This window comes from Streptomyces sp. NPDC001027, from assembly GCF_040299045.1.
GTDB lineage: Bacteria > Actinomycetota > Actinomycetes > Streptomycetales > Streptomycetaceae > Streptomyces.
Genome location: NZ_JBEPBI010000086.1, coordinates 12,476 through 31,827 on the forward strand (window position 1 = coordinate 12,476; position 19,352 = coordinate 31,827).

General features: G+C 70.0%; 17 protein-coding genes and 1 pseudogene. 4 read left to right on the forward strand and 14 right to left on the reverse strand.

Annotation, left to right across the window (positions count from 1 at the left end; all coding sequences use genetic code 11):
• Positions 1 to 379 precede the first annotated feature (379 nt).
• The gene (locus tag ABT300_RS23170) at positions 380 to 1,129 is read left to right on the forward strand and encodes a GntR family transcriptional regulator (RefSeq protein ID WP_351678790.1); all 750 of its coding nucleotides are present in this window, start codon (positions 380 to 382) and stop codon (positions 1,127 to 1,129) included.
• Positions 1,130 to 1,168: 39 nt separating this feature from the next.
• Here ABT300_RS23170 and ABT300_RS23175 read toward each other — a convergent pair whose 3' ends face one another.
• The 5 genes from ABT300_RS23175 to ABT300_RS23195 all read right to left on the reverse strand — a co-directional run bounded on the left by ABT300_RS23175 (position 1,169) and on the right by ABT300_RS23195 (position 7,063).
• Positions 1,169 to 1,972 (reverse strand): SDR family NAD(P)-dependent oxidoreductase, encoded by an 804-nt coding sequence (locus tag ABT300_RS23175; protein ID WP_351678792.1) that lies wholly within the window; start codon positions 1,970 to 1,972, stop codon positions 1,169 to 1,171.
• 9 nt (positions 1,973 to 1,981) lie between these two features.
• Positions 1,982 to 3,289: a substrate-binding domain-containing protein gene (locus ABT300_RS23180; RefSeq protein ID WP_351678795.1), complete on the reverse strand. Its 1,308-nt coding sequence runs from the start codon at positions 3,287 to 3,289 to the stop codon at positions 1,982 to 1,984.
• A 146-nt stretch (positions 3,290 to 3,435) separates the two neighbouring features.
• A complete protein-coding gene (locus tag ABT300_RS23185) occupies positions 3,436 to 4,491 on the reverse strand; it encodes an ABC transporter permease (protein WP_351678797.1) in 1,056 nt (351 codons plus the stop codon).
• Positions 4,488 to 5,525, reverse strand: a complete 1,038-nt coding sequence (locus ABT300_RS23190; RefSeq protein ID WP_351678800.1) for an ABC transporter permease — start codon at positions 5,523 to 5,525, stop codon at positions 4,488 to 4,490. The genes ABT300_RS23185 and ABT300_RS23190 overlap by 4 nt, the downstream gene beginning before the upstream one ends.
• Positions 5,522 to 7,063 carry a sugar ABC transporter ATP-binding protein gene (locus ABT300_RS23195; RefSeq protein ID WP_351678803.1) on the reverse strand — a complete coding sequence of 514 codons (1,542 nt, stop codon included), beginning with the start codon at positions 7,061 to 7,063 and terminating at the stop codon, positions 5,522 to 5,524. The genes ABT300_RS23190 and ABT300_RS23195 overlap by 4 nt, the downstream gene beginning before the upstream one ends.
• Before the next feature lie 565 nt (positions 7,064 to 7,628).
• Here ABT300_RS23195 and ABT300_RS23200 point away from each other — a divergent pair.
• Positions 7,629 to 8,633, forward strand: coding sequence for an NAD(P)H-binding protein (locus ABT300_RS23200; RefSeq protein WP_351678806.1), 1,005 nt, complete (start codon positions 7,629 to 7,631; stop codon positions 8,631 to 8,633).
• Positions 8,630 to 10,222: an FAD-binding oxidoreductase gene (locus ABT300_RS23205; RefSeq protein WP_351678809.1), complete on the forward strand. Its 1,593-nt coding sequence runs from the start codon at positions 8,630 to 8,632 to the stop codon at positions 10,220 to 10,222. The genes ABT300_RS23200 and ABT300_RS23205 overlap by 4 nt, the downstream gene beginning before the upstream one ends.
• 68 nt (positions 10,223 to 10,290) lie before the next feature.
• On the opposite strand, the gene ABT300_RS23210 is transcribed toward ABT300_RS23205, so the two are convergent.
• The 9 genes and pseudogenes from ABT300_RS23210 to ABT300_RS23250 all read right to left on the reverse strand — a co-directional run bounded on the left by ABT300_RS23210 (position 10,291) and on the right by ABT300_RS23250 (position 17,719).
• A complete protein-coding gene (locus ABT300_RS23210) occupies positions 10,291 to 10,551 on the reverse strand; it encodes an FAD-linked oxidase C-terminal domain-containing protein (RefSeq protein WP_351678813.1) in 261 nt (86 codons plus the stop codon).
• Between the two features lie 30 nt (positions 10,552 to 10,581).
• The gene (locus tag ABT300_RS23215) at positions 10,582 to 10,773 is read right to left on the reverse strand and encodes a hypothetical protein (RefSeq protein WP_351678834.1); all 192 of its coding nucleotides are present in this window, start codon (positions 10,771 to 10,773) and stop codon (positions 10,582 to 10,584) included.
• 136 nt (positions 10,774 to 10,909) lie between these two features.
• Positions 10,910 to 11,368: pseudogene (locus ABT300_RS23220) on the reverse strand (FAD-binding oxidoreductase); the annotation flags it as partial.
• A 14-nt stretch (positions 11,369 to 11,382) separates the two neighbouring features.
• Complete coding sequence (locus tag ABT300_RS23225) at positions 11,383 to 11,787, reverse strand: nuclear transport factor 2 family protein (protein WP_351678816.1); 405 nt, start codon at positions 11,785 to 11,787, stop codon at positions 11,383 to 11,385.
• Positions 11,787 to 12,629, reverse strand: a complete 843-nt coding sequence (locus tag ABT300_RS23230) for an SDR family NAD(P)-dependent oxidoreductase (RefSeq protein WP_351678818.1) — start codon at positions 12,627 to 12,629, stop codon at positions 11,787 to 11,789. Before ABT300_RS23230 ends, ABT300_RS23225 begins: the two co-directional genes overlap by 1 nt.
• Positions 12,626 to 14,215, reverse strand: a complete 1,590-nt coding sequence (locus ABT300_RS23235) for an FAD-binding oxidoreductase (protein ID WP_351678820.1) — start codon at positions 14,213 to 14,215, stop codon at positions 12,626 to 12,628. The genes ABT300_RS23230 and ABT300_RS23235 overlap by 4 nt, the downstream gene beginning before the upstream one ends.
• Entirely contained in the window at positions 14,212 to 15,216 is a 1,005-nt protein-coding gene (locus tag ABT300_RS23240; RefSeq protein ID WP_351678822.1) for an alpha/beta fold hydrolase, read from the reverse strand. Before ABT300_RS23240 ends, ABT300_RS23235 begins: the two co-directional genes overlap by 4 nt.
• Positions 15,217 to 15,245: 29 nt before the next feature.
• Positions 15,246 to 16,487 (reverse strand): acyl-CoA dehydrogenase family protein, encoded by a 1,242-nt coding sequence (locus tag ABT300_RS23245; protein ID WP_351678824.1) that lies wholly within the window; start codon positions 16,485 to 16,487, stop codon positions 15,246 to 15,248.
• A gap of 65 nt (positions 16,488 to 16,552) precedes the next feature.
• Complete coding sequence (locus tag ABT300_RS23250) at positions 16,553 to 17,719, reverse strand: flavin reductase (RefSeq protein ID WP_351678826.1); 1,167 nt, start codon at positions 17,717 to 17,719, stop codon at positions 16,553 to 16,555.
• Between the two features lie 216 nt (positions 17,720 to 17,935).
• Between ABT300_RS23250 and ABT300_RS23255 the strand changes: the two genes are divergently transcribed.
• Positions 17,936 to 19,177, forward strand: a complete 1,242-nt coding sequence (locus ABT300_RS23255; RefSeq protein WP_351678828.1) for an acyl-CoA dehydrogenase family protein — start codon at positions 17,936 to 17,938, stop codon at positions 19,175 to 19,177.
• Positions 19,178 to 19,352: the final 175 nt, after the last annotated feature.

Here is a 19,352-nt window from a genome sequence, read left to right on the forward strand (position 1 = left end):
CCCGTTTGGTGGCAGGGCTGTGACCTGGTGCTCCGCCCTGGACACCGGTATCCCGGCTGTACTGCCGCTCGTCACCGATCGGCCTCGGGCACCCTCGCATGGACAGGGACGGCCAAGAACGCGGAGAACACGGCCCAGACCTGCTCGCCCCCAGAGCTTCCCAGTGAGGAAGCAGGCCGCCGCAGCTAATCACAGCCCCCATGTATGCCTGTCATACAATTTATTGGCATATTCTGCACTCTCGGCAGCGTCAAAGGCGCCGACCCATCGCCGCCCGTCCTGTATCGGCCGTTTGAACATCAAGAAACGGCGCCCGAAATTCCGTCCCAGAGGGGTCCACCCGCTGGGTTGTACGATCGCCTTACCGTATCCTGATTGCGTGACCGTATCTGGGAACTCAGCACCCCGCCTCGGCTCGACCGAGTCCGCCGACCTCGCCGCCCAGGTGGGCCGAGTGGCGGCGCCTCTGCGTCAGCAGGTGCTCGATGTGCTGCGTCAGGCCATTCTCAGCTTCCACTTCGCTCCCGGGCAGCGACTCATCGAGCGCGAGCTCATCGAGGAGATCGGCGTCTCGCGCACCACCATCCGTGAGGCGCTGCGCGAGCTGGCGGCGGAAGGCCTGGTCAAGACGATCCCGCAGAAGGGCGCCGTCGTCGTGGTGCCCTCGCCCCAGGAGGCCGTGGAGCTCTATGAACTCCGTGCGGTCCTGGAAGCGCTGGCCGTGCGCCGGTTCACCGAACTGGCCTCGGACGAGCAGGTCGCCGAGCTGCGGCGGGCCTTCGAGGAACTGGCCGAGGCCGCTGAAGCCGGCGGCGACACCCTTCGCATCCTCAAGGCGAAGGACGGCTACTACGACGTCCTGCTGCGCGGCTCCGGCAACCGCTCGGTGCACTCCACACTCGGCGGGGTCCAGGCCCGGCTCAGCCTCCTGCGTGCCACCTCCCTGGCGCAGCCCGGCCGCACCGCCACCAGCGTGCAGGAGCTGCGGACGATGACCGAGGCCATCAAGGCACGCAACCCCGACGCCGCCGTGCGCGCCTGCCACCACCACATCGAGCAGGCGAAGCGGGCCGGACTCGAGGGGCTGTCCGCCACCAGCGGGCTGCCGTTCAGCGGCGCCTCGCTCTGAGCCGAGTGCGGCGCCGCCCGCCGGCGGGTGACCTGACCGTCAGTGCATGACGTAGCCACCGTTCGGTGACAGGGTCTGGCCCGTGTAGAACGCCGACTCCTCGGTCGCCAGGAACAGGATCGTGTGCGCGATCTCCTCCGAGGAGGCGGCTCTGCGCAGCACACCGAGGTCGACGACGGCACGGCGGACCTCCTCGTCCTGCGGCAGCATGGGCGTGTCCGTGGCCCCCGGCGCCACCGCGTTGACCCGGATGCCATCGGCCGCCACCAGCGCGGCCACCGCACGCGTCATCCCCAGCACCCCCGCCTTGGACGCCGGGTACATCGCCGGCAGCGGGAAGTTGGCCAGCGCTCCCACACTGGAGACGTTGATCACCGAACCGCCCGCCGGACGGCTCCGGCGCATGGCGCGCACGGCAGCCCGCACGGAGTAGAACGTTCCGGTCAGGTTGACCGCGACGACATCCGCGAAGTCCTCGTCGGTGAGATCGCAGATGTCGGCCTGCGTGCCCGAGATGCCCGCCGCGTTCACCGCGACGTCGAGCCGTCCGAACTCGGCGAGCACGCGCTCGTACGCCGCGTCCACCTGAGCGCTGTCCCGTATGTCGGCACCGACCGGGACCACGCCGTCGTACCCGGACACCGCCTCTGCGGTCCGGTCGGCGTCGAGGTCCATGGCCACGATCCGGGCTCCCTCGCCGGCGAACCGGCGGACCGTGGCCAGACCGATGCCCGAGGCGGCACCGGTGACCAGGGCCACCTTGCCCGCCAGGCGGCCGCCCGGTGTTCCCTCCCGGCGGCCGCCGGAGGACTCCCGGCGGCCGTCGCTCGTCGACACGTTCATGCGTGCCTGCTACTTCGTCACCGCAGCGACCGCGGCGTCCGCGGGGTGCTCGAAGAACTGGGCGAGGTACTCGCTCGGCATCCACGCCTCGCCGTCCTTGACCTCTCCGAGATCGCTGACCTTGGCGCCCTGCGGCAGGTAGTCCGACAGGTTCTCCTTGGTGATGACCGACGGCTCGCGGGTGATGGTGCCGACCTTGGGGCCCCCGCCCTGCAGCACCATCATGCCGACGTTGAAGAGGGCCTTGGTCTCCTGGGTACCGTTGCCGCCGGTGCCGGCGGTCTCGTACCCGTCCGCCGACAGCTTCTTCCAGGAGGCCAGCGACGAGGCCGACGCGCCGGCGTCGACCACCTTGGGCACGTCCCGCCCGGTCGAATCGAAAGCGGCGTAGACGCCGGAACCCATCACGCCGAGCTGCGCCACCATGTCGATCTGCTGCGGATGGCTGGAGAGGAACTTCAGCAGCTCAGTCTTGGCCACCGGCGGCACGAAGGCGCCGTTGACCTCGCCGATCAGTTTCATGTCGGGGCAGGCGGCGAGGATGTCCTTGATCGCCTTGTAGCCGATCGTCTCCGACGACAGGCCCTGAAAGCCACGGACCACCACGACATTGCCCTTGCCCTTGAGCTGCTCGGCGACCCGGGCTGTCGGCTCGGCGATGTTCAGATAGGCGTTCTCGGCCACGTTGACGGCGTACTGGGAGCGGATGGTGGAGCTGAGCGCGACCGTCACGACGCCCTTCTTGCCGGCGGCGTCGACCGCGGAGACCATCGCGTCGCCCGAGAGCGGCGTGATGTAGATGACGTCGACGCCGGAGTCGACGAGCTCGTTGTAGCCGCGGATCTGCTCGGCCGGGGTCATGGTCGCCGGGTCGGTCATGATCCGCTTGACCAGCTTGCCCTTGACCAGGCCCTTCTTCTTGGCCGTGGCGAAGCTCGTCTCCATCTGCTTGACGACCGCCGCGGCGAACACGTTGGACGCGGGCAGGTAGGAGAAGCCGACCTTGGCGGGGCGTCCGAGCGCCTTCTTCTTCTGCCAGGCGCTCGCGAGCACCTCCTCGCCGTAGGCGTTGTACGCCTTCCGCAGGTGGGCGGGCAGCGCCTTGACGACACCCTCGGGGTCCTTGGGCGCGATGGTCGGCACGGTGCCGCAGTCCGCGGCCGCCTCTCCCCCGGCCTCCGTGGCGCTGCCACTGGCCGTGCCGCTGCCGACCCTGCCGGTCGCCCCGCCGCAGCCGGCGAGCAGGACGGTGAGGACGATCGCGGTGGAGGAGGCTGCGACGCGCGTGTAGGCGCGCCGGTGGATGGATCTGTTCATGGAGAGACTGCCTTCCTGGGTGCGGTGCCGGCCGGCTCGCGGGTCCCGGGACAGAGCGTCAGGGCCCGGGACAGAGCCGGTGTGAGTGGTCGTTCGCGGTGGGCCGGGAGTGGTCAGGCGTGGTTCGGGCCTGGGCCGGAGGTGGGTCACACCTGGTCGCGGAGCCTGCGCTCGCGGCCGTAGACGGCCAATGCGGCGAGGATGACGAGGCCATTAAGGATCTGCTGGTCCGCCTCCGAGAAGCCCAGTCCGACGAGGACGGTGGAGACGACGGTGAGCAGGAGGACGCCGACGGTGGTGCGGGTGTAGCTGCCGGGGCCGCCGAACGCGGTCCCGCCGAGGACCACCGCGGCGATGCTCTGGAAGAGGTAGGGGTTGCCGAGCCGGTTGTCGACGTTCCCGGCGAAGCCGGCCAGGACGACCCCGGCGAGGACGGCGAGGGCCGCGGAGAACGCGTAGACGACGATCCAGACCTTCCGGGTGCTGATGTGCGCGAGGTCCGCGGCCACCGGGCTCGCCCCGGTGGCGAGGAGCTTGCGGCCGGGCAGGGTGCGGTGCAGCAGTACGGAGACCGCGGCGATCACCCCCGCCCAGATGACCACGACCGGTGGCACCGGCAGGCCGAAGGTGGACGACATGGGGGAACTCAGCCGAGTCGCCCAGGCCGGTGCGCCAGCGCCGAAGCCGCCGCCGCTGAGGACCGCGGTCACTCCGACGGCGATCGAGCCCGCGGCGAGGGTGACGATGATCGGGTTGATGCCGAAGCGGTGGCACACGTAGCCGACGAGGCCACCCGCCGCCGCGCCGCAGGCGAGCGCGAGCAGCAGCATGACCCCGACCGGCACGCCGGGAATGTCGCCGAACCGGGTCACGGTCACCGCGCCCGCGACGATGAACCCGGCGAGGGACAGGTCGATGCCCCGGATCAACACGACCAGCGTCTGTCCGATCGCGGCGAGTCCGGTGAGCGCGCAGAGCACGAGGACCGATCTCAGGCTCGTCGGTTCGAGGAAGCCCGGCATGGTGGCCGCGCCCCAGCCGAACACCGCGGCGGTGAGCAGGAGTTGGACGAGCGGGAAGCGCCGCTGCAGGGCGAGCAGGCGCTGTCCGGCCGACGGCTCCGGGCGGACGGGTGCGGTGGCGGCGGCCGGCTTCGTGCCGGGGGTGGGCGCCGCGAGGTCGGCTCGCTGGGTGGTCATCATCGGCCTTCCTTCGGTTCACGTGCGGCGATCGCCCCGAAGAGCACCGCGCCGATGAGCAGCGCCCCGTAGATCACCTGCAGCCAGGTCTGCGAGACCTGCAGCACTCCGAGCAGGCTCTGCAGCAGGTAGATCGCGGCGGCGCCGACGAACGCGTTGGCGATGCCGCCGCCCCCGCCCGCCAGCGGGAGCCCGCCGAGCGCGACCGCGGCGATCGCGATGAGGGTGTACGCGGAGCTGGTGCCGGACTCGGCCGTCGAGGCGAGGCCGATCAGGACCAAGCCGCCGACGGCCGCCATCGCGCCGCCCAGGGCGTAGGCGAGGACACGGACGGCACCGACGGGCACCCCGCTGGTGTACGCGGTGACGTCGTTGCCGCCGACCGAGCGCAGCAGGCCGCCGTACGTCGTCAGCCTGGTGAACACGAGCCAGAGGACCGCCGGGACGGCCAGGGCGACCAGGCCGCCCGGGACGGGGCCCATGGAGCCCGCGAAGCCGGCCATCCAGGTGCCCGCGACGGTGGTGGGGCTGGGCGCCAGTTTGAGGTCGGTACCGGTGAGGACGAAGAACATCGCGAGGGTGACGACGATCGGCTGGAGCCGCCCTACGACGATGAGCAGACCGGTGACCGTGCCGACCGCGGCGCCCATGACCATCAGGACCGGCAGGGCGACGTAACCGCCGAGGCCAGCCGGCTGGAGCTGGGTCGCGTACATCAGGGCGCTCAGGGTCATCAGCGGGCTGATGGAGAGATCGAGACCGCCGCGGCCGCTCATGATCGAGGGCACGCTCGCCATCGCGGCGATGCCGAGCGGGGCCAGCGCCGCCAGTTGTGAGGTGGGCGAGAAGCTGGGCTGCAGCACGAGGTTGGCGACCAGCAGCAGGGCCGCGAGGAGAGCTGCGAAGAGGTAGGTGTGGCGGGCGAAGAGGGATCTGAGGCCGCGTCGCCGGGCGGCGGCACCCGTCGGCCGAGGGCCGGGGGCCGCGGTGGGGTCGGGGGCCGGGGCACCGACGGGGTGGTTGGTCGTGGTGCTCATGCGGTCACCGCCGCTCCGCCGAAGAAGGCGTCTACGAGCCGTTCCCGGCTCAGTTGTGATCGGTTGAGTTCCGTGGCGAGCGAGCCCTCCCTGAACACCAGGACGCGGTCCATCAGTTCGACGTGTTCGTCGACCTCGGAGGAGAGCATGACCACGCTCAGCCCGGCCTTGGACAGTTCGCGCAGCAGCCGGTAGAGGTCGCGTTTCGCGCCCACGTCGATGCCGCGCGTGGGATCGTTGAGCAGCAGGACCTTCGGGTTCGCGGCCAGCCAGCGGGCGATGATCACCTTCTGCTGGTTGCCGCCGCTCAGGGTGGTGATGGCATCCGCCGACCGCCCGTACTTGATGCCCAGCCGGGAGACGTAGTGGTCGAACCGGTGCTGAGCCGAACGGCCGGACAGCAGACCCTTGTCGACGTCCTGGCGGGCGGTGGCGATGGCGAAGTTGTCCAGGATGGACATCCACGGCAGGATCGACTCCCCGCGCCGGTCGCGTGCGACGTACGCGATGCCGAGTTCCCGCGCCTTCCCGGGGCCGGTCACCGGCTGCTTCCGGTCTCCCTCGATGCGCACGACCCCTTGGGTGTCGCCGTGCCCGAGGAGGAGCCGCAGGAAGTCGTCCTGGCCGTGGCCCTCCAGGCCCGCCAGCCCGACGATCTCTCCCTCGCGGAACTCCGCGTCGCACGGGGCGGCGCCCGGCCGCAGCCGGGAGCCGGTCACCCGCTGGACGACCGGGCGCTCGGCCGGGCCGGCGGTGCGGGCCGCCGCGCGGACCGTGTCCTGCACGAGGTGCGCCCCGCCCGTCATCAGCCGGATCATCTCGTCGTGGTCCCAGTCCGCGCCCAGGGTGCCCACCGTCTCACCGGATCTGAGGACGGTGACCCGGTCGCCGATCTCGCGGATCTCGTCCATCCGGTGAGTGATCAGGACGATGCTCATGCCCTGCGCGGCCCGCTCCTTGACCAGGGAGAACAGGCGGGTGCGGGTGTCGTGGTCGAGGGCGGAGGTGGCCTCGTCGAGGATCAGCACCTTGGGGTCGCGCAGCAGGGAGCGGGCGATGCAGCAGGCCTGGCGGTCGCTGAGCCGGAGCGCGCCGAAGGGGGCGTCCAGCGGCGGCGGGGCGACGAGCAGCGCGGCGAGGATCTCCTCGGCCTTCTCGCGCCGGCTCGTGTCGCCGGAGACGGGGCGCAGCAGTCGGTCCCCGCCGAGCCACAGGTTGTCGAGGACGGTCCGGTTCTCCACGCCCAGGACCTCCTGGAACACCGTGTCGACGCCCGCCCGCAGGGCCTGGGCCGGGGTGCGCAGGACGACGGGGCTCCCGCCGATCCGGACGGAGCCGGCGTCAGGCCGGTGCACACCGCTGAGGATCTTGACCAGCGTGCTCTTCCCGGAGCCGTTCTCGCCCACGAGGGCGTGCACTTCGCCGGGGAGGAGGCAGAGCCCGGCGTCCCGGAGAGCGACCGTCGGGCCGAAGTGCTTGCGTAGGCCGTCCACCGCCAGGACTTCGTCCGGCTCGGCCGTGAGCGGGTGGGTCGACACTGACCCCTCCTGAGTTCCGAGTCTGGCGTCGCCAGACAGCAATATTGTCATCTTGTCATACAAACATAGGCAGACGGTAGCGCCAGGCGTGACCGACGTCCAGATACCAGTCGAATCCAAGTTCGCGGGGTTTCTCCCGGGAGGGGTGCTTTCGAGGCGGGCCCCCCGGGGGGTAGCCCTTGGGGCTCAGCGGGACGCCGCTCGCGCATCACCCTCACTCAGACCGGGGTGGTGCCGCGACGGACTCCCGGCCCCGCAGGAAGCCTCCGGATGCCGACAAGGGGAGATGTATAGCAGCTGTACGCCTGTACGACAATCAATCGCTCGCGATAGTTTTCATTTGCGGCCATTTCCGAACTTTTGCCTCGGGCAGCAGGTCGCTCACGCAGGAAGGCGCGACTGAACACCCTCCCCGTGGCGTGCGATCGCGACCAACACGCCCCAAATTCCCTTCTCACATTGTCGTCTCGTCATACAAAGGCTAGCGTGGCTCAACCGACGTCAGCGTCACGCCGTCCGGGCGGGCCGGGCCACGGACGGGCGGGCGAGTACAGAAGGAGCGCGCGTGTACCTCATCACCGGTGCCGGCGGAGGGCTGGCACAGACCGCAGCAGAACTGCTGCTCGAGTCGGTCCCCGCCGACCAGGTCATCCTGACGACGCGGGCGCCCGGCAAGCTTCAGTCGTACGCCGACCGCGGCGTCCACGTCCGGTACGCCGACTTCGCCGAACCGGACAGCCTGGATGCGGCCTTCGCGGGGGCGGAGCGGATGCTGCTGGTGTCCACCGCCCAGGTCGGCTCGCGGATCGGGTTCCACCGCAACGCGATCGAGGCGGCCGGGCGGGCCGGCGTCCAGTACCTCGCCTACACCTCGATCGTGGGCGCGGGCAACGAGGAGAACGACGCCGTGGTCTGCGTCGAACACCGCGCGACCGAGGCGATGCTCCGCGAGTCGGGGCTGCGCTGGAACGCGCTGCGCGACGCCCAGTACGCGCAGGCGGTGGCCTACTTCATCGCTCCGGGCGCGGTCGCCACGGGCGCGATGGTCGGCGCCTGGGGCGAGGGCACGGTCGGGTTCGTCTCCCGGGACGACTGCGCGGCGGCCGTCGTCGGTGCGCTGCTCGGCCGCGGCGAGGACGACCGGGCCTACGAGGTCACCGGCCCGGAGGAGCTGACATATCGTCAAGTGTGTGCGATGGTCGCGGAGATCAGCGGGGCCGACGTCGCGTACGTGCCGATCAGCGACGAGGAGCAGTACGCGATCTTCGACTCCATGGGCGTGCCCCGGGAGTACGACGCCGAGGCGATCGCCGCCTCCCCGATCCCGTGGAACAGCGACGACATGGTGTCCTTCAGCCGCGCCATCCGCCTCGGGCACATGTCGTCCCTCAGCGACGCGGTGCGGACGCTGGCCGGGCGGGAGCCGCGCTCGATGCGCTCGGTGCTGGAGGAGGCGACGGTGACCTGGCCGCCCGCGGGTGCCGGGCTGCCGGCTCCGGCTCCGGCTCCGGCTCCGGCTCCGGCTCCGGCTCCGGCTCCGGCTGATGGTGTTGCGGAGGTCGCGCGATGAGTGACGGCGTGGCGAACGAGGACACTTCGTACCTGAGCGAGAAGGCCCTGCAGCTCTTCACTGACGTGCTCGGCGAGGACGGTGTCGTCCTCGGTGAGGGCCGCTTCCACGAGCAGTACCGGGACAAGTACTGGCACCGCGACGACGACACCTACGACCCTGCCGCGGTGCTGCTGCCCCGCAGCACGGAGGAGGTGCAGGCGGTCGTCCGGATCGCGAACGAGTTCGGGGTGCCGATCTGGACCTCGTCGCAGGGCCGCAACTACGGCTACGGCGGCTCCTCCCCGCGTCTGAAGGCGACCGTGGTGGTCAGCCTGACGCGGATGAACCGAGTGCTGGAGATCAACCGCGATCTGGCGTACGCGGTGGTCGAGCCGGGTGTGCGCTGGTTCGACCTGTACGACGCGCTCAAGGAGTCCGGCAACGAGGACCTGATGGTAACCGTGCCCGACCTCGGCTGGGGCAGCGTCATCGGCAACTCCCTCGACTGCGGCATCACCTACCAGCCCTACGGCGCCGACTTCATGGCCCCCTGCGGCATGGAAGTCGTCCTCGCCAACGGGGAGTTGCTGCGCACCGGCATGGGCGCGATCCCCGACAACAAGTCCTGGCACACCTACAAGCGCGGTCTGGGTCCGATCCTGGACGGGCTGTTCGTGCAGTCCAACTACGGCATCGTCACGAGGATGGGCTACTGGCTGATGCCCCGCCCGGAGGCGTACGCGCCGTTCTTCCTCACGGTGCCGCGGGACCAGCACCTGGAGCAGGCGGTCGACATCATCCGCAAGCTGCGCCTGGACGGCACGCTGCGCGGCGTACCGAGCATGTACAACACGGTGACGCTGGCGGCTCAGTTCCCCGATGTCATGGGCCGGTTCGCGGGCGCGGAGGGCGCCTTCAGCGAGGAGACCCTCGACGAGATGGCCGACGCGACGGGGCTGGGGCGGTGGGCACTGCGCGGGGCGCTGTGGGGCGACGCCCCGGTCGTCGAGCACCAGTTGGCGAAGATCCGCCAGGTGTGGAGCGCGATCCCGGGCGGGCAGGTGCTCTTCGAGCGTACCTACGGGCCGTTCGAGTACGACGAGATCCGCTCCATCCCCGACAAGTGCCAGGGCGGCCTGCCCGGCCTGGAGCTGATCGAGGCCATCCCGGAGGGTGTCGCCCACATCGGCTTCTCCCCCGCGATCCCGCTGGTCGGGACCGATGTGCGCGAGGTCGTCGACCTCTTCGACCGGATCGTGCGCGAGCAGGTCGGGGTGAACGTCGCGGGCGGTCTGCTCGTCATCAATGAACGGACCGCGCTGTACGTCACCGGCCTCAACTACGACTACCGCGACGCCGGACAGTGCCGCAGGGCGTACGACGCGGTGAAGGTGCTGGTGGCCGAGGCGGGCAAGCGGGGATGCGGCGAGTACCGCGCCCACCTGGACTTCATGGACCTGGCGTCCGCGCAATACTCGTTCAACGACCACGCGTACCGGCGCTTCTGCGAGACGGTGAAGGACGCGGTGGACCCAAACGGCATCCTGTCGCCGGGGCGGCACGGGATCTGGCCGGAGAAGCTGCGCCACCTCGCCGACCGCGGCTGAGACGGTGAGAAGCAGGACAGAGCAAGCAGTGGGGCCCCGGCCGGGGCCCCACTGCTTGTCGCCGTTTGTCAGGGCCGGTGAGCGGCCGGCCAGATGCCCTGCTTGCCGGGCGCGAGGATGCCCGCCGGATCGATCGCGTCCTTGAGCTTCTGCGTGAAGCGGCGCATCGCGTGGCCGTTGAAGTCGTACTGGTCGGCGACCAGGTCCATCGCGTCGAGATGCGCCCGGTACTCACCGAACCCGGCTTTCGCCGTCTCGACGATCAGTTCCCGGCATGCCGTGTAGGCCGCCGTGACCTGGTCCTGGTTCGTCAGGTCGTACAGGAACATCGTGACGTCCTACGCGCTGCATCAACTGCCTCAGGGTGTCGACGAGCGGCTCGAGTCCTCCTCGCGGGGGACACCGACGGTGCCCACCAGGGTGCACTCCGGCGTCGGCATGAGCCAGACACCCATCTGGGTCACGATGCCGAAGTTGGACTGCATGAACAGGTCGCTGACGGACGGTCCGAAGGCTCGGCGGTGCACATGCCAGGCCTTCGATCCGGTCATCGCACCCTGGCCGGTCCGCAGGAGGTCCCCGTCCGGCAGGACGACTCCATCCCGCAGGCGCTCGCGGCGTGGTCTCCGTACACCCGCCGACACCGTGGTCGAGCGCGTTGCCGATCACGCTTCCCCAGCCGAGGTCCGGTGTGGAAACCATCAGGCGGTGGCCGCCGGCGCGGAGATGGTCGTAGAGGTCAGAGAACCGGACGCCGGGTTCGACGACGGCGTAGCCGAGTTCCTCGTTGACCTCCAGCACCCTGTTCATACGCCGCAGGCTCACCACCACCGAGCCTCCGACCCTGGGAGCGGCACCGCCGTACCCGTTGTTGCTGCCCTGGGAGACCGTCCACAGCGGAAGCCGGAACTCGTTCGCGACGCGGACGATCGCCTGTACTTCCTCGACCGACTGGGGTGAGACCACCGCGGAGGGGGAGAACGCATCCCGCCCCGGGAACGAGTAGGGGTCACGGAAGTCGACCAACTCCTCCTCGGAGCTGCGTACCTGCTCTTCGCCGACGACCAGCGCCAACGACTTCAGTGCCCGGGAGAACTCCTCGGCCGACATACCGGGCGGAAGCGTCCGTGATGGCGGAGCCGACATCCGCGTCACCTCGCTTACTGCACCGCGGCGAACGACGTCGCCGTGTGCTGGGTGTCCATGTACTCGCGCAACGCCCTGACCCGGCCGTCCGCGACCTCGTAGAAGTTGGCGTACCGGTTGGCGTACGGGCTCCCGTCGCGGAAGAAGCCGCTTCCCCGCGCCTCGGCGACGACCCAGCCGTCCTCCGCGACGAGACGGGTGAGCTCGAGCTGGGGGCCGGTTTCGTCGAAGAGAGCAAGCATTCCCGGGAGCACCTTGAGCATGGTCTCCCCGCCCATCGGCATCTGTGCGCCCGGCAGGTCGTAAGCCATGATCGTGTAGCTGAAGTCGGGGGTGATCAGTTCGCCGACACGGCCGAAGTCCTGGCGGTTGAGCGCGTCGACGAAGGCCCGGACGACGTCCTTCGGGTCAGTGGCCATCAGAGTTCTCCTCCGATGGCGGCAACCGCGCGCTGGAACGCCGCCTCGATCACGGCCGCACGCTCGGCGACCATGGGGTACCACTCGGGATGGGTGACGATGTGCCTCTCGCCCCGGGCCAGGGCGGCCAGGACGACGTCTCCCACCTCGGTCGGGTCCAGCCAGCGCAGCTTGGCCAGCTCCTCGTCCTGGGAGATGTCGTTCTGCACGAAGCTGCTGTCGCCCCCCGCTTCGGCGGGCCTGGTGCGCAGGCTGCGGGCGATGTTGCTGCGGACCGTGCCCGGCGCGAGGACAGCGGCGCCCACGTTCGAGCCCTCCCGCTCCAGCTCCTGGGCGAGCGCCTCGGTAAGGCCCATGATGGCGAACTTGGTGGTGGCGTACGCCCCGAGGCCGGGCATGTCGGCGACGAAGCCGCCCATGGACGAGGTGTTGACGAGGTACGCCGGTTCGCCGTGTTTCTTCAGCAGCGGCAGGAAGGCCTGGATGCCGTGGATGACGCCGTGGAGATTGACGTCGAGGATCCATCTCCAGTCGGCCAGGGTCATGTCCGCGATGCGGGACTCGGGGGCCACCCCGGCGTTGTTGAACAGCAGGTGCACCTTGCCGAACCGGTCCGTGACCTCCTCCGCCAGCGCGCGTACGCTCGCGGCGTCCGAGACGTCCGTGCGCACGCCGACGGCTCCGATCTCCTCCGCGGCCGCGCGGAGGGGGCCCTCCTCGATGTCGGCGATCACCACGTGCGCGCCGCGCTCCACCAGCCGCCGTGCGATGCCCCTGCCGATGCCCGAGGCACCGCCGGTCACCACGGCGACCAGACCGTCGACGTCCTTGATCACGGTCACGCGCGTGCCTCCCTGTGGGCGCTGGGCCACACGCCGTGCCGCCCCGGCGAGAGAATCCCGTTCGGGTCGACGGCGTCCTTGATGCGTTCCACGAAGCGCCGATAGGCGTGGTCGTTGTAAGCGTACTGGTCGGCCGCGAGGTCCATGAAGTCGAGGTGCGCGCGGTACTCGCCGTATCCGAGCGCGCCCACCTCACTGACCAGCATTTTCGCGGTGTCGACCGCGTCCCGTACCTGCTTCTCGTCGCGGGTGTCGAAGCTGATGCTGCTGACGACGATCGCGCTGCGGTCGTTGATCGGGAAGATCGCGCAGACGAAGTTGGTGCGGGCTCGCTCGGTGACCATGCGCTGGATGACGTCGACGACGCGGCGCACCTCGGTGCCGGTGAGGGGGACGACGGGAGAGAAGCCGATGTGTCCGACGAAGTCGGGGACGACCTCCATCAGGTCCATGCTCGGGATGCCAGCCTGGACCTTCTCCATGAAGGTGCTCAGTTCGCCCCACTCGTGGCGCAGGAACGTGCGGCCGTGGTCGACACGTGCGCCCTCGATGGCCGACCACGCCTCGCGGATGCGCCGCAGCTGGTGCTCGACGACGGGCAGGTCTCCCCACAGCGCCGTGCGCAGACCCCAGCGCCCGATGCCGGTGCGCCCCGCGAGCTCGTCGAGGGTCTCCTCGCTCGCCGGGCCCTCGGCACCCATGAACTCGCCGAGCAGCTCCGGGAACTGCGCGGCCATGGTGATGGTGTTCTGCAGGTTCGGCACACCGCGGACCACGCCGTCGAGGCGGAGGTCGCGGATGATGTCGACGGCCTGCGCGAGCTGGTCGTCCCGGGGGACGGTCAGGTAGATCGGCGCGTACGCCTCCGGGCGGCGCTGCAGCCATACGCCGGCGCGCGTGACGATGCCGTAGTTGGACTGGATGAACAGCGGGTCGAGGACCGGACCGAGACCGCGCTGGTAGACGTGCCAGGACGGGTTGCCGGAGATGGCGCCCATGCCGGTGCGCAGCAGGTCGCCGTCCGCGAGGACGACCTCCATACCGCAGAGCTTCTGGAAGTCGGAACCGTTGGGGCCGTAGGTGACGCCGTTGTCGAGGGTGTTGCCGATGACGCTGCCCCAGCCGAGATCGGGAATGGAGCACCACAGGTCGCCATTGCCGGAGGCTTCCAGCGCGTCGTACAGGTCGAACCAGCGGACGCCGGGTTCGACGACGGCGTAGGCGAGTTCGCGGTTGATCTCCAGGACACGGTTCATGCGGCGGAAGCTGATCAGGAGGGAGCCGCGGACGCGGGGGGACGGGCCGCCGTAGCCGTTGTTGCGGCCCTGGGAGGACGTCCACACCGGGATGCGGTACTCGCCCGCGATCCGCACGACGTCCCGCACCTGCTCGGTGGAGGTGGGGAATACCACGGCCGAGGAGTCGTAGGTGCGGTCGCCTTGGAACCAGTACGGGTCCCGGTAGGTGTCCCGCTCGGCATCGGTCAGGAGCACCGCGTCGGCGCCGACGACCTCCCTCAGGCGGCGAACCGCCTCCTGAGGGAGCGCCTGGGCGGTCGGGTTCGCGGGCTTGTCCTCGGTTGTCATCGGGACGCCTCCAGGCGGTCGAGCCAGGCGATGACCGGCTTGACGGTTTCGGCGGAGTTGGCCTCGAGGATCAGGCCGTGGCCGTTGCCGACGATGCCCGCGTCCTCAAGTGCGAGCAGTTCCGCGTCCGCGCCCACGTCGCGGAGGAAGTCCACCAGCGGCGGGGACTGGGGCGCGCTGGCTGAGGCGCTGGCCGTCACGACGGCTATCGGGGTGCCGGTGAGACCCGGGACGCGGTGGCCGGAGGGGTCCGCCTTCAGTTGCTCCGGGGAGTCGAGCGGCGGCTCGGTGGCCAGTTCGGCGTAGGTCAGGCCGTAGGTCATCTCGCCGAGCCCGGGGAACTCGCCGTACGGCGGGCCCATCGGTTCAACGGCGACGATGCCCTTGACCAGGTCGGGCCGCCGGTTCGCTGCCAGCCAGCCGCTCGGGCTGCCCGCGGAGTGGGTGACGAGTACCGCCGGGCCGGTCCGGTCGAGGAGTGCGGCGAGCCGTTCCCCGTCCAGTCGCTGTCCCTCGGCGAAGTCGGCCATGAAGAACCCCATCCCGGAGGTGAGTTGCTGGAACTCCGCCCCCTCCAGGCCGCGCTCCCACGGCCACTGGGTCTGGGTCTCGGCGCCGTCGGGCGGCGCGAACAGGAAGTTCGCGAACTCCAGCGGCAGCGGCGGGGACACGGGTCCCAGTACGTCGGGGTGATGGGGTGAGCGGCCGTGTCCTGGCCGGTCGACGACGTACACGGCGTACCCGGCGCGGACCAGGTCGTAGGCCCAGCCCTGCCGGCCGTCGGGGGTCCCGAGCCAGTCGGTGCCCTGTCCGCCGCCGCCGTGCACGAGGATCAGCGGGTACGGGCGAGTGACTTCGGCGGGCGCCAGCCACTTGACGTAGAGCGGTCCGCGCGGAACCGTGCCGTGAGGTGTGGAGAGGTGCTCCCCCGGGATCCAGAAGAACCCGGTGCGGAGGGTGATCGGCTCGACGTCGGCGTCGAGGTGAGGGCATGTGTTCATCAGGGTCGCTCCTGTCTCACAGCGGCCCGTCACCGGGCCTCGGGCGGCGGGATCTCCAGCAACAGGCAGGCGGTGTTGCGGAAGGCCTGTTCGCGCAGCATCGCGTTGCGGTGGGTGATGAGCGAGCTCATGTCGCGGAAAATGCGGTCGAACCGCTCGCCCTGCCGCATGGACGACGATCCGATGATGCGGAGCAGGTCGTGGTCGAGCGTCTCCCAGAGCTGGACGATGATCTCGCGGACCGCGCAGGCCAGGCTCCAGTCGTCGACGAAGGTGTACTCGCGGGTGCCGTCGACGGTGGCGCGGCAGTGCTCCATGTGCTGGGCGATGACTCCGTCGAGGGCCAGTTCGGCGGTCTTGATCTTCGTCCAGGCGGCGCCGTAGTGGCGCTGGTAGTCCACGTCGTACAGGCGCGGCTGGACGGGCGGGAGCGGGGTCTTGCGGGTGCGCATGAGCAGTTCGAACTCGTCGAGGGCGTGGTAGAGCCCGCCCACGGCCAGGCTGGCCAGGGACACCGTGAAGGTGAGCAGGCCGCGGCCGGCGTACATGGGGTTGCCGTGCAGCTTGGAGCCGACCGTGCCGTCCTTGACCGGGATGTCGATCATGTTGGCGTTCTCGATGACGAGGTGCGCCTCCAGGAAGGCGCCGGTGAAGCGGATGCTCTCCGAGCCGGTGGACTTCAGGCCCGTCGACCCGCCCCAGTTGTGCAGGCGCTCGAAGGTCGACTCCGGAGCGAGGAACATGCTGATCACCGGGGCGGAGCCGTCCTCCTGCTCGACCATGCACTGGCCGAGGTACCAGGTGGAGTAGGGGATGCCGGAGCAGTAGTCCACGGTGCCGTCGAGGACGTAGCCGCCGTCGGTCTTCCTGGCCCTAACCGTCGGTGCGGACACCGAGGCCGCCCTGAAGTCGCCGTTCCCGAAGGCCCGGTCCTGGACCTCCTTGGGATACCAGGAGGCGACGTGGAGGGCGTGGTTGGCGGCCAGGGTGAAGCACCACGCGCTGCCTATGTCGCCCCGGGCGAGCTCCTTGCACACCGTGAAGAACGTCTTGGGCGAGACCTCGAGCCCGCCGTACATCCTGGGCACGAACATGTCGTAGAAGCGGTTGGCGAGGAACTGCTCGTGGATGTCGGCGGGGATGTGGGTCAGTGCCTCCGCCTCCTCCTGGCGGGCGAGGAGTTCCTCCCGCATCGCCCTCGCCCGCGCGACGAGCTCCTCCTCCGAGGGCTCGGTGAGGTCGGGCCGTGCGGCGGCGTGTGCTGTGGTCATCGCGTCTCCTAAGCGAAGGACAGTGAGCCGGCTCAGCGAAGGGCGGTGAGTCGGCGTCAGAGATTTCAGTCGACGGCGCCCGCGAGGGCGGCCCGGCGCAGTTGGTCCTGGTGGCGCATCTCCAGCGGGCGCAGCGCGTGCTGCTTCAGGACGGTGGCGACCCTGGCCACGTCGCCGGCCTCGTACGCCTCGACGAGCTCGCGGTGGTCGTCGAGGAGGGAGGTCGATGCGTAGCTTCCCCCGTCGAGCGCGCGCAGGTTGAGCCCCGGCAGGCACAGCCGGCGGTAGGTGTCGAGGAGGATCGCCGAGCCCGCGAGCTCGACCATGTACTCGTGGAAGCGCTCGTTGGCGCGCACCCAGCCCTCGGGATCGGTGAAGCGGCCGTCCTTCACGAAGCCGAGGGTGTCCTCCATGAGCTCCCGCAGCCGTGCGAGTTGCCCCGGTCCGACCTTGCCGACAGTGAGCTCGGCGACGCCTGTCTCGATGGCCAGTTTGGCCTTGTACACCTCGTCGATGATCGAGTCGGGGACGGGCGTGATGAGGTACTCCCCGCCCCGGCGCCGGACGATCCCCTCGTCGGCCAGCGCCACCAGGGCGCGGTGGACGAGGTTCACCGCGACGCCGAGTTCCCCGGCCCAGCGGGCGATGTCGATGACCTCCTCGACATCGCTGCCCGCGTCGAGCACCCGGGCGCGGACCTCGCGCAGCACCGATGCCTCCGGCGCCGTCTGCATCCGGCCGAAACGGCCCCGGAAGTAGGCGAGCGGGTGACCGGAGTAGGAGGTCGCCTCCTCGACGTGGGCGAGGAAGACGTAGTGGGTGCCCGCCTCGACCTGCTCGGCGACCCGGCAGATGAGGTGCGCGATGGCGCCGACCAGCAGGGGGGAGCCGTTCGACGCGGTCTCGGTGGGCACTCCCTCGAACTTGTCGGGGACGCGGGAGGCGAAGCGGGTGGCGAGGTCCACGTGGTCCTCGGCGAGGACGTTCACCGCGAAGGTCTTGCTGTCACGCACCGCCGCGGCGGTGGCCGAATTGCGGTTGAGACAGATGAGCAGCATCGGCGGGTCGTCGGTCAGCGAGCTGACCGCGCTCGCGGTACTGCCGTACCGGGTGCCGTCGTGCTCCGTCGTGATGACGGTGACACCGGTGGCGAACCGTCCGATGACGTCGCGGAACTCCTGCGCGGTGACCGGGCGGGAGCCGGACGGGTTGACGGGTGGCGGCGTGGACATCACAACCAACTCCTCTTGACGCCCCATGAGCGGGCTCCGGGTGACTCTGCGGTCAGTTCTGCGCGAACCCGCCGTAAGACTGTATGACGATCGTACATTGACGTAAAGGCGCGCTCGCGGCCACCACCTGAGGCGTCCCCCTTGTGCGGCCAGGGCTGGCGCCGATACCTGCCTGCCTATATTATCGTCATACAAAATTCACGAGAGGAGAGCGCGATGAGCGCAAGCCTGTACGCCGCAGACCCCGCGCCCCAGCCTGCGGCCGAGGGCACGGCCGACCACCTCCTCGGGGTGGCCGCCGGCCTCCGCCCCGCCCTCAGGGCCGCGCAGGAGGAGCACGAGGTGCTCGGCGGCTACTCGGAGGCCGTTCACAAGCAGTTCCTCGACGCCGGCTTCTACCGCATGCTCCAGCCGAAGCGGTACGGCGGTCTGGAGCTGCCGCTGGAGGACTTCCTGCGCGTGACCGTCGAGATCTCACGCGGCGACCCGGGCGTGGGCTGGTCGTTCGTCCTCGGCGCCGGACACGCCTGGCACATCGCGTCCTTCTGGCCCGAACAGGCTCAGGAAGAGCTGTTCACGAACGACTTCGTCGCGCCCGGCCGCACCATCCCCCGCGGCAGGGCGGAGCGCACGAAGGACGGCTACCGGCTCACCGGCACATGGGACTACTGCTCGGGCTCGAAGTGGAGCAGCCACGCGATACTCGTCGCCCCGACCTTCACCGAGGAGAACATACCGCTCGGACTGCGCGCGTTCGTCGTCCCGCGCGGCGACTACGAGATCCTCGACGACTGGGGCGGCGACCTGGTCCTGGGGATGCGGGCCTCCAGCTCCAACTCCATCCGGGTCGAGGACATGCTGGTCCCCGAGCACCTCAGCGTCATCTACGACTTCAAGGACCACGTCCTGGGCGAGGAGGGAACGGTCGGCTATCAGCTGCACCGCAATCCCGTCTACCTGGGCCGGACCATCGCCTTCTTCAACTGCGAGCTCGTCGCCACGCAGATCGGCGCCGCCTGGGCCGCCCACGACGTGTTCGACGAGCTGATGACCGCCCGCCCGACGAGCTTCCCGCCGGTCATGCCGCGGACCGAGTCCGCGGAGTTCCACCGCTGGTACGGCAAGATGCTCGGCCAGATCGATGCCGCCGAGACCCTGCTGCTCGCCGCGATGCGCCAGTACACCGAGCTGGGGCGACGCTGGGAGCGCACGCGCCAGGAGTTCACGCCCGAGGAGGACGCGCGGCTGCGGGGCGTTCTGCTGCAGGGCGCCCAACTGGCCAACCAGGCCGTCGATCTGGCGTTCTCCACGGCGGGGTCCAGCTCGGCACGCCTGGGATCGCCGATGGCGAAGTACTACCGGGACGTGGCGATGTTCAAGACGCACATCGCGGCCCAGTGGGATGTCACGTACGGGTCGGTGTCGCGCTATCACTTCGGCCAGCCGCTGACGTTCTGACGCGGCGGGGGCGACCCGCCGCCCCTGCCCGTCCCCTTCCCGAGGGGGCCTTGCCTCGGCGCGTCCGGCGTTCGAGGGCGAGGCCATCAGGCCGACGACCAAGCGCGGGCCCCCGGGGGGGGGCCCCCGGGGCGCGGGTGGATATGGAGAGAACACCACTGATAAACACAAAACC

Coding starts and splice junctions, on each gene's coding strand:
- ABT300_RS23180 (WP_351678795.1), bottom strand. CDS start 3,289: ATGAACAGATCCATCCACCGGCGCGCCTACACGCGCGTCGCAGCCTCC.
- ABT300_RS23235 (WP_351678820.1), bottom strand. CDS start 14,215: ATGACAACCGAGGACAAGCCCGCGAACCCGACCGCCCAGGCGCTCCCT.
- ABT300_RS23245 (WP_351678824.1), bottom strand. CDS start 16,487: ATGACCACAGCACACGCCGCCGCACGGCCCGACCTCACCGAGCCCTCG.
- ABT300_RS23225 (WP_351678816.1), bottom strand. CDS start 11,787: ATGGCCACTGACCCGAAGGACGTCGTCCGGGCCTTCGTCGACGCGCTC.
- ABT300_RS23190 (WP_351678800.1), bottom strand. CDS start 5,525: ATGAGCACCACGACCAACCACCCCGTCGGTGCCCCGGCCCCCGACCCC.
- ABT300_RS23215 (WP_351678834.1), bottom strand. CDS start 10,773: ATGACCGGATCGAAGGCCTGGCATGTGCACCGCCGAGCCTTCGGACCG.
- ABT300_RS23210 (WP_351678813.1), bottom strand. CDS start 10,551: ATGTTCCTGTACGACCTGACGAACCAGGACCAGGTCACGGCGGCCTAC.
- ABT300_RS23250 (WP_351678826.1), bottom strand. CDS start 17,719: ATGTCCACGCCGCCACCCGTCAACCCGTCCGGCTCCCGCCCGGTCACC.
- ABT300_RS23255 (WP_351678828.1), top strand. CDS start 17,936: ATGAGCGCAAGCCTGTACGCCGCAGACCCCGCGCCCCAGCCTGCGGCC.
- ABT300_RS23175 (WP_351678792.1), bottom strand. CDS start 1,972: ATGAACGTGTCGACGAGCGACGGCCGCCGGGAGTCCTCCGGCGGCCGC.
- ABT300_RS23185 (WP_351678797.1), bottom strand. CDS start 4,491: ATGATGACCACCCAGCGAGCCGACCTCGCGGCGCCCACCCCCGGCACG.
- ABT300_RS23240 (WP_351678822.1), bottom strand. CDS start 15,216: ATGAACACATGCCCTCACCTCGACGCCGACGTCGAGCCGATCACCCTC.
- ABT300_RS23205 (WP_351678809.1), top strand. CDS start 8,630: ATGAGTGACGGCGTGGCGAACGAGGACACTTCGTACCTGAGCGAGAAG.